Origin of the sequence: Mycobacterium colombiense (genome assembly GCF_001665835.1) — a bacterium.
Classification (GTDB): Bacteria; Actinomycetota; Actinomycetes; order Mycobacteriales; family Mycobacteriaceae; genus Mycobacterium; species Mycobacterium colombiense_A.
In genome coordinates, this window is sequence record NZ_LZSX01000103.1 from 10,717 (window position 1) to 27,180 (window position 16,464).

Here is a 16,464-nt window from a genome sequence, read left to right on the forward strand (position 1 = left end):
TGGGCCTACCCCGAGGGTTCGACGCGGGCGCGGCGGCGGGGTCGGCCAACGTGCCTTGGTGCAACCCCGCGCAGTATTGATAATGACAATGATTGTCAGTAAGGTAACGTCTCGCTGTGAGTCTGTCGGGTCCACGGCTGCGAGTATGCCGAAAGTGCGGCGAATTGCTACCAAAAAACCCTCATCAGCGGTAAAAGAAGGGCAGAACTGTGGTGAGCCGGAAGGGCTTGAACGGCTCGACAGTTAGCTTATGCAATGCTAACTTCAGGCGGGTTAGGTTAGGGGAGGCTATGTATATGAGAACCAGCGGCCGTGGAACGCGGTGATGTCGGCATGCTGACTGCCCAGCCGGTTAATACTCGGGTCGATGCCAGGGTTGACGGCGATATCGTCAGCCGGTTCGCCACCTGTTGCCGCGCGCTCGGCATTGCGGTCTACCAGCGTCAGCGCCCGGCCGATCTGACCGCAGCTCGCTCCGGTTTCACCGCGCTGACCCGGCTCGCTCATGACCAATGCGATGCCTGGACGGGGCTGGCCGCTGCGGGCGACACGTCCTTTCGGGTGCTGGAGGCTGTTTCGCGCACCGCGGCCACGTCCGGCGTGTTGCAGCGACAGGTGGAGCTGACGCCCGGCACGGTGGGCTTCCGCTACGACTCCGGGCTGTATCTGCAGTTTCACGCTTCCAGCACCGATGAATTTCACCTCGCCTACGCTGCGGGCCTGGCGGCGGGCGGACGATTTGCTGAGGCCGACGAAATCGTTGGTCGCCTCACCGCGAGCCGCCCGAACTGGCGCGAGGCGCGCTGGGTGGCCGTCGTCATCAATTACCGTGCCGAGCGCTGGTCGGACGTCGTCAAGCTGCTGACCACGGTCGTCAACGACCAAGATCTCGACGCCGCGTTCTCGCACGCGGCCAAAATCACGCTGGGCATCGCGCTCGCCCGCCTCGGCATGTTTGCCCCGGCGTTGTCCTATCTCGAGGAACCCGAGGGTCCCGTCGCGGTGGCAGAGCTCGACGGCACCCTGGCCAAAGCGCTCGTTTTGCGTGCGCACGTCGACGAGGACTCGGCAAGCGAAGTTCTGCAGGATCTGTACGCCGCCCATCCCGAAAACGAACAGGTCGAACACGCGTTGTCCGACACCAGTTTTGGGATTGTTACCACGACCGCCGGCCGCATCGAGGCCCGCACCGACCCGTGGGATCCGGAAACGGAGCCCGGTCCCGGCGATTTCGTCGACCCAGAAGCCCAGGAGCGCAAGCGCATACTGCTGGCAGAGGCCGAACGTGAGCTCGACGAATTCATCGGCTTGGACAAAGTCAAAGACCAGGTGGCCCGACTCAAGAGCGCGGTCGCCATGGAGCTGGTGCGTAAGCAGCGCGGGCTCGAGGTGGCTCAGCGTACCCACCACCTGGTATTCACCGGCCCACCCGGGACCGGAAAGACCACCATCGCGCGGGTGGTCGCCAAAATCTATTGCGGCCTCGGCCTTTTGAAGCGGGAAAACATCAAGGAGGTGCACCGGGCCGACCTGATCGGCCAGCACATCGGTGAGACCGAGGCCAAGACCAACGCGATCATCGACAGCGCACTTGACGGCGTGTTGTTCCTCGACGAGGCCTATTCGCTGGTGGCGACCGGTGCCAAGAACGACTTCGGCCTGGTGGCCATCGACACTCTGCTGGCCAGGATGGAGAACGACCGAGATCGGCTTGTGGTGATCGTCGCGGGATACCGCGCGGACCTGGATCGGTTCCTCGACACGAACCAGGGTCTGCGGTCGCGGTTCACCCGCAGCATCGACTTCCCGTCGTACAAGTCGCCTGAGCTGATCGAGATCGCGAACTTCATGGCCGCCAAGCGCGACAGCGCATTCGACGAGTCCGCGCTCGATGATCTCGAGGCGTTGTTTTCGCATCTGGCCGAAGTGTCAAAAGCGGATGCAGCCGGGGTGGAACGCCGAGGCCTCGATATCGCCGGTAACGGCCGATTCGTTCGTAACGTGGTCGAAAAGTCCGAAGAGGAACGCGAATTCCGATTGGATCACTCCGAGCACGCTCAAACCGGCGAGTTCACCGATGAGGAGCTGGTCACCATCACCGCTGAGGACGTCCGCAATTCGGTGGAGCCCCTGCTGCAAGGCCTCGGCCTGTCGGTGCCGGCATGACCCCCAACAACGAGCCCGACGAACGCCGTTCGTTCACCTCTCGCACGCCGGTCAACGACAACCCCGACCAGGTCGAGTACCGGCGCGGTTTCGTCACCCGCCACCAGGTGACCGGCTGGCGGTTCGTGATGCGCCGGATCGCCTCCGGTATCGCCTTGCACGACACCAGGATGCTGGTCGACCCGCTGCGCACGCAGTCGCGCGCGGTGGCCATGGGCGTGGTCCTGCTGGTCACCGGTCTGGCAGGTTGTTTTGTGTTCTCGCTGATCCGGCCCAGCGGCACGGTGGGTACCAACGCCGTGCTGGCCGACCGCTCGACCGCCGCGCTGTACGTCCGTGTCGGTGACGACCTGCACCCGGTGCTCAACCTGACCTCCGCCCGGCTGATCACCGGCCACGCTGTCGATCCCACCATGGTGAAAAGCAGTGAGCTGGACCGCTTTCCGCGCGGCAACCTGATCGGCATCCCGGGTGCGCCGGAGCGCATGGTGCAAAACCCCTCGCACGACGCGAATTGGACCGTGTGCGACGCCGTCAGCGAGCCGGCCCAGGGTGGGCACGCCGCCCACAGCACCGGCGTCACGGTGATCGCGGGCCAGCCGGATAGCAGCGGTGCACGCGCGGCGTCGCTCGCGTCGCAGCAGGCGATCCTCGTCGACCGGGACGGCAGCACCTGGCTGCTGTGGGACGGCAGGCGTTCGCAGATCAACCTGACCGACCACGCGATCACGAACGCGCTTGGCTTGGGGCGGAACAACTCCGAGGTGCCCGCGCCCCGGCCCATCGCGCTGGGCCTGTTCAACGCGATCCCGGAGGGGCCGCCATTGACGGCGCCCGGCATCCCGAACGCCGGTGCCCCGGCCCCGTTCAGCGTGCCCGGCCCGATCGGCGCGGTGGTGGTCTCCTACGCCCTGGAGCAGAGTTCCTCGGGTGCACCGCGCTACTACGCCGTGATGCCCGACGGTCTGCAGCAGATCTCACCGGTGCTGGCCGCGATCCTGCGCAACACCAATTCCTATGGGCTGGACCAACCGCCGCGGCTGGGTGCCGACGCGGTGGCCAAGCTGCCCGTGTCGCGGATGCTGGACACCGCGCGGTATCCGGATCAGCAGGTCAGCGTGGTCGACGCGGCCAAATCGCCTGTCGCGTGCGCCTATTGGAGCAAGCCCGCCGGGGCAGCGACCAGCTCGCTGCACCTGATGTCGGGCTCCGCGCTGCCGATCGCCGAATCGATCCGCACCGTCGACCTGGTGGGCGGCGGCGCCGCGACGACGGCCACCCGCGTCGCTCTGGCGCCTGGCACCGGCTACTTCACCCAGACCGTCGGGGGCGGCCCGGACTCGCCGGGCACCGGGTCGTTGTTCTGGGTCTCTGACACCGGTGTCCGCTACGGCATCGACAACGAGTCGGAGCACTCCGCCGCCGGACACGGCAAAACGGTTGAGGCCCTTGGTCTTAACGGATCTCCGGTCCCCGTTCCGTGGTCGGTGCTGTCGCTGTTCGCGAATGGTCCGACGTTATCGCGCGCCGACGCGCTGCTGGCTCATGACGGGTTGACGCCCGATCAGAAGCCCGGTCGTGTGGCATCTGCCGAGGGAGCCCCCCGATGAGCCGACTGATCTTCGAAACGCGCCGCCGCCTGGCGCCGCCGGTGACCCGCAAGGGCACCATCGCCATCGAGGCGCCACCCGAGTTGCCCCGGGTAATTCCGCCGTCGTTCCTGCGTCGCGCGATGCCCTACGTGCTGGTGATCCTGATCGTCGGCATGATCGTCGCCCTGTTCGCCACCGGGATGCGGCTGATCTCTCCGCAGACGCTGTTCTTCCCGTTCGTGCTGTTGCTCGCCGCGACCGCCATGTATCGCGGCAACGACAACAAGACACGCACCGAGGAGGTCGACGCCGAACGCGCCGACTACCTGCGCTACCTGTCGGTGGTCCGGGACAACATCCGCACCCAGGCCACCGCGCAGCGCGCCGCGGCGCAGTGGTCCCACCCGGAGCCGTCCGCGCTGGCGACCATGCCGGGATCGCGCCGCCAGTGGGAGCGTGACCCGCACGACCCCGACTTCCTGGTGCTGCGGGCCGGTCGGCATCACGTGCCACTGGCCACTACCCTGCGGGTCAACGACACCGCGGACGAAATCGACCTGGAGCCGGTGTCGCACAGTGCATTACGCAGCCTGCTCGACACCCACCGCACCGTGCGCGACGTGCCGACCGGGATCGACCTGACCAAGGTTTCCCGGATCACCGTGCTGGGTGCGGAGGACGAGGCGCGGGCGGCGCTGCGCGCCTGGGTCGCTCAGGCGGTGACCTGGCACGACCCCACCGTGCTCGGGGTCGCGCTGGTCACCCCGAATCTGGAGAGCCCGGACTGGTCCTGGCTGAAGTGGTTGCCGCACATCGACGTTCCGGGTGAGCTCGACGGGGTCGGGCCGGCCCGCAACATGTCGACCAACGTCGACGACCTGGTCGCCGGGCTGGGTTCGGCGCTCGTCGACCGTCCGGCGTTCACCGGCGAGCCCCCCGATGCGCTGCGTCACCTGCTGATCGTCATCGACGACCCCGACTACGACCTCAACGCGTCGACACTGGCGCTGGGCCGGGCGGGTGTCACCGTCGTGCAGCGCAGCACCACGGTGCCGAACCGCGAGCAGTATTCGGATCCGGAAAAGCCGATCCTGCGCGTCTCCGGGCGGGACGGCGAGGGCAGCCGAGCGGTCGCCATCGAGCGCTGGCAGACCGGTGGCTGGCAGCCCTACATCGACAACGCCGACCAATTCGGCGCCGACGAGGCCGCGCATCTGGCGCGCCAGTTGGCACGTTGGGACTCCAACCCGACCCACACCGGGCTGCGCTCCGCGGCCACCCGCGGTGCCACGTTCACCACGATGCTGGGCATTTCGGATGCCTCTCAACTGGACGTGCCGACGCTGTGGGCGCCGCGCCGCCGCGAGGACGAGCTGCGTATACCGATCGGCGTCACCGCGACCGGTGAGCCACTGATGTTCGACCTGAAGGACGAAGCCGAGGGCGGCATGGGCCCGCACGGGCTGATGATCGGTATGACGGGTTCGGGTAAGTCCCAGACCCTGATGTCGATCCTGTTGTCGCTGTTGACGACTCATTCGGCCGATCGGTTGATCGTCATCTACGCCGACTTCAAGGGAGAGGCCGGCGCCGACAGCTTCCGTCACTTCCCGCAAGTCGTCGCCGTCATCTCCAACATGGCCGAGAAGAAGTCGCTGGCCGACCGCTTCGCCGACACGCTGCGCGGCGAGGTGGCTCGTCGGGAGACGCTGCTGCGGGAAGCGGGCCGCCAGGTCCAGGGCAGCGCGTTCAACTCGGTGGTGGAGTACGAGGCCGCGATCGCCGCCGGACACGACCTGGCGCCGATTCCGACGCTGTTCGTGGTGGCCGACGAGTTCACCCTGATGCTGGCCGACCACCCCGAATACGCGGAGCTGTTCGATTACGTTGCGCGTAAAGGCCGGTCGTTCCGCATCCACATCCTGTTCGCGTCGCAGACGCTGGACGTCGGCAAGATCAAGGACATCGACAAGAACACCTCCTACCGCATCGGCTTGAAGGTGGCCAGCCCCAGCGTTTCCCGCCAGATCATCGGTGTGGAGGACGCCTACCACATCGAGTCCGGCAAGGAGCACAAGGGCGTGGGCTTCTTGGTGCCCGCCCCGGGTGCGACGCCGATCAAGTTCCGCAGCACCTATGTCGACGGCATCTACGATCCGCCGCAGAAGACCAAATCCTTTGTCGTGCCGTCTATCCCGGAGCCGAAGCTGTTCACGGCCGGGCGCGTCGAACCGGATCAGGACACCGTGATCACCGCCCCCGAGGAAGACGAATTCACCGGGCCGCCGCGCAAGCTGATCGCCACCATCGGCGACCAGCTGGCAGGCTACGGGCCGCGGGCGCCGCGGCTCTGGCTGCCGCCGCTGGACGAGCCGATCCCGTTGACCGCCATGCTGGCCCGCGCCGGCGTGCCGCCCCGGCAGTGGCAGTGGCCGCTCGGCGAGATCGACAAGCCGTTCGAGATGCGCCGCGATCCGCTGGTGTTCGACGCCGCCTCGTCGGCCGGAAACATGGTCATCCACGGTGGCCCGAAATCTGGCAAGTCGACCGCGCTGCAGACGTTCATCCTGTCGGCGGCCAACCTGCACTCGCCGCGCGAGGTCACCTTCTACTGCCTGGACTACGGTGGCGGCAAGCTGCGCGCGCTCGAAGACCTGGCGCACGTCGGCAGCGTGGCCTCGGCGCTGGAGCCCGAACGCATCCGGCGCACCTTCGGCGAACTCGAGCAACTCCTGCTGTCGCGGCAGCGCCGAGAGGCGTTCCGGGACAAGCACGGTGCGGCCCCCGACGACGGGTTCGGCGAGGTGTTCCTGGTCATCGACAACCTGTATGCGTTCGGCCGGGACAACACCGACCAGTTCAACACTCGAAACCCGTTGCTGGCCAGGGTCAGCGAGCTGGTCAACATCGGTCTCGCGTACGGCATTCACGTCGTCATCACCACCCCCAGCTGGCTCGAGGTTCCGCTGGCCATGCGCGACGGCCTCGGATTGCGGCTCGAGCTCAAGCTGCACGACCCCCGGGACAGCAACGTGCGGGTGGTCGGCGCCCTGCGCCGCCCCGCCGAGGCGGTGCCGCACGACCAGCCGGGACGCGGATTGACCATGGCCGCAGAGCATTTCCTGTTCGCCGCCCCCGAGCTGGACCAGGTCGCGGCGCTCAATGCGCGCTACCCCGGCGTCACCGCGCCGCCGGTGCGGCTGCTGCCGACCAACCTGGTGCCGGAAGCGGTCGGGTCGCTGTATCGCGGGCCGGAGCAGGTTGTCATCGGCCAGCGCGAGGAGGACCTCGCGCCGGTGGTGGTCAACTTCGCCGAGAACCCGCTGCTGATGGTGTTCGGCGACAGCAAGTCCGGGAAGACCACGCTGCTGCGCCATCTCATTCGCACGGTGCGGGAGCACTCCACGCCCGACCAGGTGGCCTTCACGGTGCTGGACCGGCGGCTGCACCTCGTCGACGAGCCGCTGTTCGCCGACAATGAGTACACCGCCAACATCGACCGCATCATCCCGGCGATGCTGGGGCTGGCCAACCTCATCGAATCGCGTCGGCCACCGGCCGGATTGTCACCCGGCGAGCTGGCCCACTGGCGCTACGCGGGCCACACCCACTATCTGATCATCGACGACGTCGACCAGATACCGGATTCGCCGGCGATGAGCGGCCCCTACGTGGGGCAGCGGCCGTGGACCGCGCTGATCGGATTGCTCTCGCAGGCGGCCGATTTGGGCCTGCGGGTGATCGTCACGGCACGTGCCACCGGCTCGGGGCACGCGTTGATGACCAACCCGCTGCTGCGCCGGTTCAACGACCTGCAGGCGACCACGTTGATGCTCGCGGGTAACCCGCAGGACAGCGGCAAGATCCGCGGTCAGCGGTTCGGCCGGTTGCCTGCCGGGCGGGCGATCCTGCTGGGCGACAGCGACGCTCCGACGTACGTGCAGTTGGTCAACCCGTTGGTCGGGGAGTCCGTGATAGAGGGCGCTACAGACGGTTTCGCCCACTGATGTTTATCCAAGTCCGAAGAGAAGGACCAGGAAAGGAGTAACCATGACCTTACGAGTGGTTCCCGAAGGTCTGGCCGCGACCAGCGCGGCGGTGGAGGCCCTGACGGCACGGCTGGCGGCCGCGCATGCGGCGGCGGCTCCGGCGATCACCGCGGTGGTGCCGCCGGCGGTCGATCCGGTATCGCTGCAAACGGCGGTCGGATTCAGCGCCCAGGGCCAGGAGCACTCCGCCGTGGCCGCCCAGGGCGTCGAAGAGCTTGGCCGCGCCGGCGTCGGCGTCGGACAGGCCGGCGCAAGCTATCTCGCGGGTGACACCGCGGCCGCGGCGACGTTCGGAATCGCGGGCGCCTGACGATGACATCCCCCTTCGGACCCATCTGGATGGCTTCGCCACCCGAGGTGCATTCGGCGTTGCTCAGCGCCGGTCCGGGCCCGGGGCCGCTGTTGGCGGCCGCCGGCGCGTGGACCTCGTTGAGCACCCAATACGCCTCGGCGGCAGCCGAACTCAGTGGGCTGTTGGGGGAGGCCCAGGCCGGGGCCTGGGAGGGGCCGAGCGCCGAGCAGTACGTGGCGGCCCACCTGCCGTACCTGGCGTGGCTGCAGCAGGCCAGTGTCGACAGCGCGGGTGCCGCCGCGCAGCAGGAGGTCGCGGCGACCGCCTATACGGCCGCACTGGCGGCCATGCCGACGCTGGTGGAACTGGCCACCAATCACACCGTGCACGGGGTGTTGGTGGGGACGAATTTCTTTGGCATCAATACCATTCCGATCGCGGTCAACGAGGCCGACTACGCGCGGATGTGGGTCCAGGCCGCCACCACCATGGGCACCTACCAGGCCGTGTCGGGCTCGGCCCTGGCCGCGGCGCCGCGCACCATGGCGGCGCCTACCATCGTGAATCCCGGCGGCCAAGCCAACAGCCTCGCGTCCAACGCCACGCAGAACAGCACCGGGGATTGGTGGCAGAACTTCATCCAGCAGCTGTCCAAGTTCTTCCAGGACTTCTTCCAGAACATCCAGCAGATGATGCAGAACTTCTTCTCGAATCTGCCTGCGTTCCTGGCCGCCAACGGACCGCTGCTGTTCTTCGTCGCCTACCAAGTGTTTTTCAACGCGGTCGGGTGGCCGACCTGGGGCGCGATCCTCACCGCACCGCTCCTGATCCCGCTGCTGCTGGGCATCGGGCTCAGCTCCCTGCTCACCACGCCCGTCGAGGCCGCGCCGGATGCCGCCCCCGCGGTCGTGGCCCCCGTACTGACATCGAACAAGCCGCCGTCCATGCTGCCGGCGGTCGCGCTGGCCCCGACGGTGGCGACTCCGGCCGGGGCCCCGGCCACCACGGTCGCCGCGGGTTCCGGTGCGCCCGCCGCGCCGGCGCCGGCGGCCGCGGCCGGCAACTTCGCCTATCTGATCGCCATGGGCGGTGACCCGGACGCCGGCGTCGGACCCACGCTGGGTGGCCGCGGCGGGGCCAAGGCTCCCGCGGCGACCATCCCGGCGGCCGGCGCCGCAGCGGCGAGCCGGGCCGAGTCCCGGGCCCGGCGCCGCCGGCGGGCCGCGCTGCACGACCACGCCGACGAGTTCGCGGACATGGACTCCGATTTCGGTGTGCCGCCCGACTTCGGCGACGAGGAGGAGCTGGCCGCGGCCGCCGCGTCCGCCCAGGGCGCCGGGGCGCTGGGGTTCGCCGGAACCACGCAGCGGCAGAAGGCATTTCATGCGGCCGGATTGACCAAGCTGGCTGACGACGACTTCGGCGGCGGCCCGCGCATGCCAATGGTGCCCGGGACGTGGGAGCACGAGGCCGGTAACGGAACGGGCTCAACCGAGCCGGGGAAAGGGGGGTAAGGCGCTCAGTCAGATGAACGTGAATTACCGAAACCCCAACGGACGCAACAGAAAGGAATCAACATGAGTATGTTGGACGCTCACATTCCGCAGTTGGTGGCCGCACAGTCGGCCTTCAGCGCCAAGGCGGCCTTGATGCGCAGCACGATCAGCCAGGCCGAGCAGGAAGCGATGTCGGCGCAGGCGTTCCACCAGGGCGAGTCCTCGGCCGCCTTCCAGGCCGCGCACGCACGGTTCGTCGAGGTCGCCGCGCGGGTCAACACCCTGCTCGACATCGCCCAGGCCAACCTCGGGGACGCCGCCGGGACCTACGTGGCCGCGGACGCCGCCGCCGCATCCGGCTACACCGCGTTCTGATCACACCGCTAGCAACCGCGAAAGGACTTGTCATGTCGCAGATCATGTACAACTACCCGGCGATGCTGAGCCACGCCGCCGACATGTCCGGCTACGCCGGCACCATGCAGGGGCTCGGTTCCGATATCGCCAGCGAGCAGGCCACGCTGTCCAACGCCTGGCAGGGTGACACCGGTATGACCTACCAGGTGTGGCAGGCCCAGTGGAACCAGGCGATGGAAAGCCTGGTGCGCGCCTACCAGTCGATGGCGAGCACCCACGAGGCGAACACCATGTCGATGCTGGCGCGCGACCAGGCCGAAGCCGCCAAATGGGGCGGTTAGTTCTCAGCTGAATGAACGCATCACCCAACGCCGTCGAACTGACGGTCGATCACGCTTGGTTCATCGCGGAAACGATTGGGGCGGGGAGCTTTCCCTGGGTATTGGCCATCACCTCGCCCTATCGTGATGCCGCGGAACGCAACGCGTTCCTCGACCGTCAGAAGGCTGAGCTGACCGAACTGGGTCTGGTCTCAGAAGGCGGACTCGTCAACCCCGCGGTCGCCGAGTGGATCAAGGTGGTGTGTTTTCCCCAGCGGTGGCTGGACCTGCGTTATGTCGGTCCCGCCAAGGACACCGGTGAGGGCGGCGGCGCCGAGTTGCTGCGCGGCGTCGTCGCGCAGCGCACCGGTGTGGCCGGCAAGCCGTCGCTGACCGTCGTCGCGTTGCGCAGCGCCCAGCTGATCACGTTCACCGCCATGGACATCGACGATCCGCGTGCGCTGGTGCCGGTGCTCACCGTCGGCCTGGCGCAGCGCCCACCCGCCCGGTTCGACGAGTTCAGCCTGCCGACGCGGGTCGGTGCCCGAGCCGACGAACGACTGCGTTCGGGCGCTCCGCTCGTCGAAGTCCTTGACTACCTGGGTATTCCACAATCGGCACGAAGGGTGGTGGAATCGGTGTTCAACGGACCGCGCAGCTACGTCGAGATCGTCGCCGGCTGCCACCGCGACGGCCGGCACTCCACCAGCGAGGTGGGGATGAGCATCGTTGACGCACGCGAGGGGCGGGTGCTGGTCAGTCCGTCCCGCGCCTTCGACGGCGAGTGGGTTTCGACCTTCGCGCCCGGTACACCATTCGCGATCGCCGTCGCGATTGAACAACTGACCGCCCTACTGCCAGACGCCGGATGGTTCTCCGAACACCGGTTAGCCCGAGATTTTTCCATCCAACATTCATAGAAAAAGAGAAGAGAGCACGATGTTCGAGCAACGGCCACAACACGTTTCGAGGGTCCGGTGACGTCCGGAACCGTCATGCCGATCGTCCGCGTGGCAATCCTCGCGGACAGCAGGTTGACGGAAATGGCCTTGCCCGCGGAGCTGCCGCTGCGCGAAATCCTGCCCGCCGTCCAGCGTCTGGTGGTCCCCGCCGCGACCAACGGTGACTCGGAAGACGGTGCCGCCGGGCGCGGGGCCGCCGAGATCGGCGCGGCAACCCAGCTGAGTCTGGCCCCCATCGGTGGCGCGCCGTTCAGCCTGGACGCCAGCCTGGACACGGTCGGAGTCGTCGACGGCGACCTGCTGGCGCTGCAAGCGGTGCCGGTCGGTCCGGCCGCGCCCGGCATCGTCGAGGACATCGCCGACGCGGCCATGATTTTCTCGACCTCCCGGCTCAGGCCTTGGGGCACAACGCATATTCAGCGTGCCGCCCTGGCCGCGGCAATCGCGGTGGCGTTCCTGGCCACCGGGCTGGCGGTCACCTACCGGGTGGCCACCGGCGCGCTGCTGGGACTGGTCGCCGTCAGCGCGGTCGCGGCGTTGACCGCGATCGTCGGCCTGCTGGTCACCGCGCGCTCGGCGCGCACCGGAATGGCGCTCTCGATCGCCGCGCTGGCGCCCGTCGCCGCCGCACTCGCGCTGGCCGTGCCGGGCAGATTCGGCCCCGCCCAGTTGACGCTGGCCGCGGCCGGTGTCACCGCGTGGTCGCTCATCGCATTGATGGCGCCCAGCGCCGAACGTGAACGCATCGCCGGCTTCTTCACCGCGACCGCGGTGGTGGGGGCCGGGGTGCTGCTGGCCGCCGGCGCCGAATTGCTCTGGCACCTCAAGCCGATCGCCATCGGATGCGGGCTGATCGTGGCGGCGCTGCTCGTCACCATCGAGGCGGCCCAACTGTCCGCACTGTGGGCGCGCTTCCCGTTGCCGGTCATCCCGGCGCCCGGGGACCCCACCCCGTCGGCGCCGTCACTGCAGGTTCTCGAAGACCTGCCGCGCCGGGTCCGGATCAGCGACGCGCATCAGAGCGGATTCATCGCCGCCGCGGTGCTACTCAGCGTCCTGGGGTCGGTCGCGATCGCGCTGCGGCCCGAGGCGCTCAGCGGTGCGGGCTGGTACGTGGTGGCGGCCACCGCTGCGACCTCCGTGCTGCGCGCCCGCGTGTGGGACTCGGCCGCGTGCAAGGCGTGGCTGCTCGCCCAGCCCTTCCTGGCCGCCGGCGTGCTGCTGGTGCTCTACACCTCGACCGGACGCTACGCCGCCGCCCTGGGCGCGGTGCTGGTGCTGCTGGTGCTCGTGGCGGTGTGGATCGTGGTGGCGCTGAACCCGGGTATCGCTGCGCCGGAGAGCTATTCGCTGCCGGTTCGCCGGCTGGTGGGCTTCGCCGCGACCGGACTCGACGCTTCGCTGATCCCCGTCATGGCGTTCGTGATCGGCCTGTTCAGCTGGGTGCTCAATCGATGATTCGGCCGGCATCAGCCTGCTGCGCGGCGGTATTGGCTTTGCTGCCCGCCGCCGCGACGTGGACGAGTCCGCCGGCATCCGCGATCAGCCCGCCGACGGTCGACCCCGCCGCGGCACCGCCCAGCGGGTCGCCGGGGCCCGGGCAGCCGATGGAGCAGCGCGGACCCTGCAGCACGTCCGGCGTCGTTCCCGGCAGCGACCCGGGCGCCATCACGCCCAGCCAGTCGATGCTGAATCTGCCGGCGGCATGGCAATTCTCACGCGGTGAGGGCCAACTGGTGGCGGTGCTCGACACCGGGGTGCGGCCGGGTCCGCGGCTGCCCAACGTCGAACCGGGCGGTGATTTCGTCGAGACCACCGACGGGCTGACCGACTGCGACGGGCACGGAACGCTGCTGGCCGGGGTCATCGCCGGCCAGCCCTCGCCCGACGACGGGTTCTCCGGCGTGGCGCCGGCGGCGCGGGTGGTGTCGATCAGGACGGCGTCGGCCAAGTTCTCGCCGCGGACGCCGGGCGGCGATCCGATGATGGCGCGCGTGTCGGCCGAGGTATCGACGCTGGCCCGGGCGATCGTGCACGCCGCCGACCTCGGTGCCCGGGTGATCGACATCGGCTCGGCCACCTGCATGCCCGTGGACCGGCCCGTCGACCAGGCCGCCCTCGGCGCCGCCGTTCGGTACGCGGCGGTGGACAAGGACGCGGTGATCGTGGCCGGCGCCGGGGACAGCGGGCCGACCGGAGCGGGCGGCGGCGGAACCTCGTGTGAGTCCAATCCGCTCACCGACCTGAGCCGCCCGAACGATCCACGAAACTGGGCCGGCGTCACGTCGGTGTCCATCCCGTCGTGGTGGCAGCCGTACGTGTTGTCGGCGGCGTCGCTGACTCCGGACGGCCAGCCGTCCAAATTCACCGTGTCGGGACCGTGGGTGGGAGTCGCGGCGCCCGGCGAACGCATCGTGTCGATCGGCAACGCCGACGCCGGCGGGCTGGCCAACGGCCTGCCCGACGAACACCAGCAACTCGCCGCCCTCAGCGGAACCGGCTACGCCGCCGGCTATGTGGCCGGTGTCGCGGCGCTGGTCCGCAGCAAGTATCCCGACCTGAACGCCACCGCGGTGCTGCACCGCATCACCGCAACCGCACACAACGGCGCCCGCGACCCATCGAACGTGGTCGGCACCGGCAGCGTGGATCCGGTGGCGGCCCTGACCTGGCAACTCCCCGCCGGTAACCAACCCGGCGCGGCATCGGTGAAGCCGGTGGCCGTGCCGCCGGCCCCGGCTCCCAAGGACACCAAACCGCGCACCGTCGCGGTGGCCGGCACCGCCGCACTGGCCGTGCTGGTCGCGCTGGCCGGCGCCGTCACCGCAATCGCCGCACGCCGACGAAAGGACTCCACCCCGTGAGCATGCATCGGATACCGACTCCCGGGAGCGGTCGAATCACGTTGGCGCTGCTGGCCATTGTGCCCGCGGTGATGGCCTATCCGTGGCGAACGCAGCGCGACTACTGGCTGCTGGGCATCGCGGCCGCCGTCGTGATCGTGTTGTTCGGCTGGTGGGGCGGTCTGCATTTGACCACCATCCTGCGCCGCCGCCTGGCGATGATCGGACGCGGCAACGCCGTCCCCGCGACCACCTCTGACGCGGCGGCGACCGCCCTGATTCGCCTCGGCGCACCGGAGGACGACGCCGACGTGCTGCCGCTCCCGCTGATCGCGAGCTACCTGGACCGCTACGGCATCCGGGCGGACAAGATCCGAATCACCAGTCGCGACAACGCCGCCGACCCGTCACGCCGCGAGACCTGGATCGGGCTCACCGTATCGGCGCCCGACAATCTGGCGGCGCTGCAGGCCCGCTCGCCGCGAATCCCGTTGCACCAGACCGCTCAGGTCGCGGGCCGCCGGCTGGCCGATCATCTGCGAGAGATCGGTTGGGAAGCCACCACCGTCGCGGCTGACGACGTTCCCCGGCTGCTGACGTCCAACCCCCGCGAGAGGTGGCGGGGAGTACAGCGTGGTGCCTCGGATTACCTTGCGGCATACCGGATTCAGGTGGACGATGCGCTGCCCGAGACGTTGGAGGCGATCCGGGCGTATACCGCGCGCGAAACCTGCACCGCGCTCGAGCTTGCCGGTGACAAAAGCCGGCCCACCGTCGCGGTGGCCTGTGCGTTCCAGACCGAGACCGCCCCGGACGGCAAGGCGCCGCTGGACGGGCTGACCCCGCAACGCGGAAACCACCTGCCCGCCTTGACCGCACTGGACCTGTTGTCCACGTATCGGTTAGACGGACACACCGCCGCGCCGGAGAACCTGCTCTCGCAACTGCACTGGCCCACCCAGACCGGCGCGGCCCACCGGGCTCCGCGCGGCGGAACCGGTGGCGGCGCCGAGAGCGCCGACACCGTTGAGGTGGTCAGAACATGACCTCCTGGAGGAACGCGGTCATCCGGCGCAGGTAGTCCAGCTGGCTCACGTGCATCACGTGACTACCCGGAAACCAGTGCAGCGCACAGCGATCCCAGTGTTGCCATAGCTTGACGGCATGGTCGGGCGGCGCCATCCGGTCGCCGAGCCCGGTGATGATCATCCGGCGGTCCCGGGGCACCAGCGGCCGGTAGTTCAGCGGGCAGTGGTACGCCAGCCCGGCCGCCAAGTCGTCATGGCTGATGTCGGAGAGGCGCAGGCCCAGCCGGACCAGCTTGTTGGCCGGGAACCATTCGTCGAACAACGTCGACGGGGTGACCACCGGGCAGTTGGGGATCACGGCCTCCAGCCGATCTTCGGCCGAGGCCACCAGCGCCGAGGTGTAACCGCCCAGCGAGATGCCGGTGAGCGCGATGCGGTCGACCCCGGTGTGACGCAAATAGTCGATGATGGAACGGAAGTCGTGCACGGCCTGGGCCATGGCCTCGGCGAAACCGCTGAGCCCTCCGGCGAAGTAGCCGAAACCGCTGAAGGGCGAGTACTTTTCGGCCCGCTTGCCGTGAAAGGGCAAGGTGTACATCAGCACGTCGTAGCCGGCCCGGTAGTACCAGGGCAACGAAAAGAACCGCCCGTTGGCCAGGTACGACGATCCCATGAAGCCATGGATCACGCACAGCGTGGGACGGGGCCCGTCGTCGTGGCGCCAGTGCTGCGCGCGCACGGTGTTGTTGGATCCCCAGGCACCCCACCGCGTGCGCATGGCGGGATTGATGGCGGTGAAGCTGCTGGGAAACGCGATGTTGTCGACCGTGCCGTGCGCGATCCACTCCGCCAGCGGGCTGGCCCGCCGCGACGTCACCCGGGGCAACTCGGTGGGCGGCGGGAAGGACCGCGTCGGATCCTTCGCCGCCCCCAACTCCGCGTAGAAGTCGAGGTTGCCGCGCTCGGTGGCGGAATCGGATTGCCGCAGCGTGCCGGCGACCACGAACGGCGCCACCGTGGTGGCGAGCAGCGAGGCCACCCAGGTCCGCAGGGCCAGATCGCCGAGGGCCGATGCCTCGACTACCATTCGCTGGCGGGGCGACAACGCCGAGTGGGGGGTAATCCGCCGGCGCCGGCCGGTAGATCGGCGCCGGGGACGTCCGGAACGGGGATGGGCGGGTCGATCGGATCTGAGTCGGACGCCACGAACGCCGATGGTAGCCCGGCGAGCAGGCGTCTCCCGGGCGTTTCGACCGGTTCCGGTCGTCGCGGCGTTATCCCGGGACCGTTCGGGCCGCGTCGGCGCACCATGGGAGTTATAGGTTTGCTATCTGCCCGCTAGCGGCGGCGCGAGGATCG

11 protein-coding genes and 1 pseudogene are annotated in these 16,464 nt (G+C 68.8%); 11 read left to right on the forward strand and 1 reads right to left on the reverse strand.

The features are described 5' to 3' along the window. The first annotated feature begins 312 nt into the window (after nucleotides 1-312). From eccA to eccE, 11 genes are all read left to right on the forward strand, one after another. Nucleotides 313-2,166, forward strand: coding sequence for a type VII secretion AAA-ATPase EccA (gene eccA, locus A5760_RS24920; RefSeq protein WP_064885844.1), 1,854 nt, complete (start codon nucleotides 313-315; stop codon nucleotides 2,164-2,166). After that, complete coding sequence (eccB, locus tag A5760_RS24925) at nucleotides 2,163-3,776, forward strand: type VII secretion protein EccB (RefSeq protein ID WP_064885846.1); 1,614 nt, start codon at nucleotides 2,163-2,165, stop codon at nucleotides 3,774-3,776. Before eccA ends, eccB begins: the two co-directional genes overlap by 4 nt. Further along, the gene (gene eccCa / locus A5760_RS24930; RefSeq protein WP_064885848.1) at nucleotides 3,773-7,765 is read left to right on the forward strand and encodes a type VII secretion protein EccCa; all 3,993 of its coding nucleotides are present in this window, start codon (nucleotides 3,773-3,775) and stop codon (nucleotides 7,763-7,765) included. The genes eccB and eccCa overlap by 4 nt, the downstream gene beginning before the upstream one ends. Nucleotides 7,766-7,808: 43 nt before the next feature. Beyond that, a complete protein-coding gene (locus tag A5760_RS24935) occupies nucleotides 7,809-8,117 on the forward strand; it encodes a PE family protein (RefSeq protein ID WP_064885850.1) in 309 nt (102 codons plus the stop codon). A gap of 2 nt (nucleotides 8,118-8,119) precedes the next feature. After that, the gene (locus A5760_RS24940) at nucleotides 8,120-9,613 is read left to right on the forward strand and encodes a PPE family protein (RefSeq protein ID WP_064885852.1); all 1,494 of its coding nucleotides are present in this window, start codon (nucleotides 8,120-8,122) and stop codon (nucleotides 9,611-9,613) included. Between the two features lie 63 nt (nucleotides 9,614-9,676). Beyond that, nucleotides 9,677-9,970, forward strand: coding sequence for a type VII secretion system protein EsxG (esxG, locus tag A5760_RS24945; RefSeq protein ID WP_007768837.1), 294 nt, complete (start codon nucleotides 9,677-9,679; stop codon nucleotides 9,968-9,970). Between the two features lie 32 nt (nucleotides 9,971-10,002). Next, on the forward strand, nucleotides 10,003-10,293 hold the full coding sequence (locus A5760_RS24950; RefSeq protein ID WP_007768835.1) for a WXG100 family type VII secretion target: 291 nt from the start codon (nucleotides 10,003-10,005) through the stop codon (nucleotides 10,291-10,293). Nucleotides 10,294-10,304: 11 nt separating this feature from the next. Beyond that, nucleotides 10,305-11,192 carry an ESX secretion-associated protein EspG gene (locus A5760_RS24955; protein ID WP_064885854.1) on the forward strand — a complete coding sequence of 296 codons (888 nt, stop codon included), beginning with the start codon at nucleotides 10,305-10,307 and terminating at the stop codon, nucleotides 11,190-11,192. Nucleotides 11,193-11,267: 75 nt separating this feature from the next. Continuing rightward, nucleotides 11,268-12,692, forward strand: coding sequence for a type VII secretion integral membrane protein EccD (eccD, locus tag A5760_RS24960; RefSeq protein WP_155764472.1), 1,425 nt, complete (start codon nucleotides 11,268-11,270; stop codon nucleotides 12,690-12,692). Continuing rightward, on the forward strand, nucleotides 12,689-14,098 hold the full coding sequence (mycP, locus tag A5760_RS24965; RefSeq protein ID WP_064885858.1) for a type VII secretion-associated serine protease mycosin: 1,410 nt from the start codon (nucleotides 12,689-12,691) through the stop codon (nucleotides 14,096-14,098). Before eccD ends, mycP begins: the two co-directional genes overlap by 4 nt. Beyond that, nucleotides 14,095-15,123, forward strand: coding sequence for a type VII secretion protein EccE (gene eccE / locus A5760_RS24970; protein ID WP_064885860.1), 1,029 nt, complete (start codon nucleotides 14,095-14,097; stop codon nucleotides 15,121-15,123). The genes mycP and eccE overlap by 4 nt, the downstream gene beginning before the upstream one ends. Here eccE and A5760_RS24975 read toward each other — a convergent pair. After that, nucleotides 15,113-16,311, reverse strand: a pseudogene (locus A5760_RS24975) (alpha/beta hydrolase family protein). The gene eccE and the pseudogene A5760_RS24975 overlap by 11 nt on opposite strands. Between the last annotated feature and the right edge of the window lie 153 nt (nucleotides 16,312-16,464).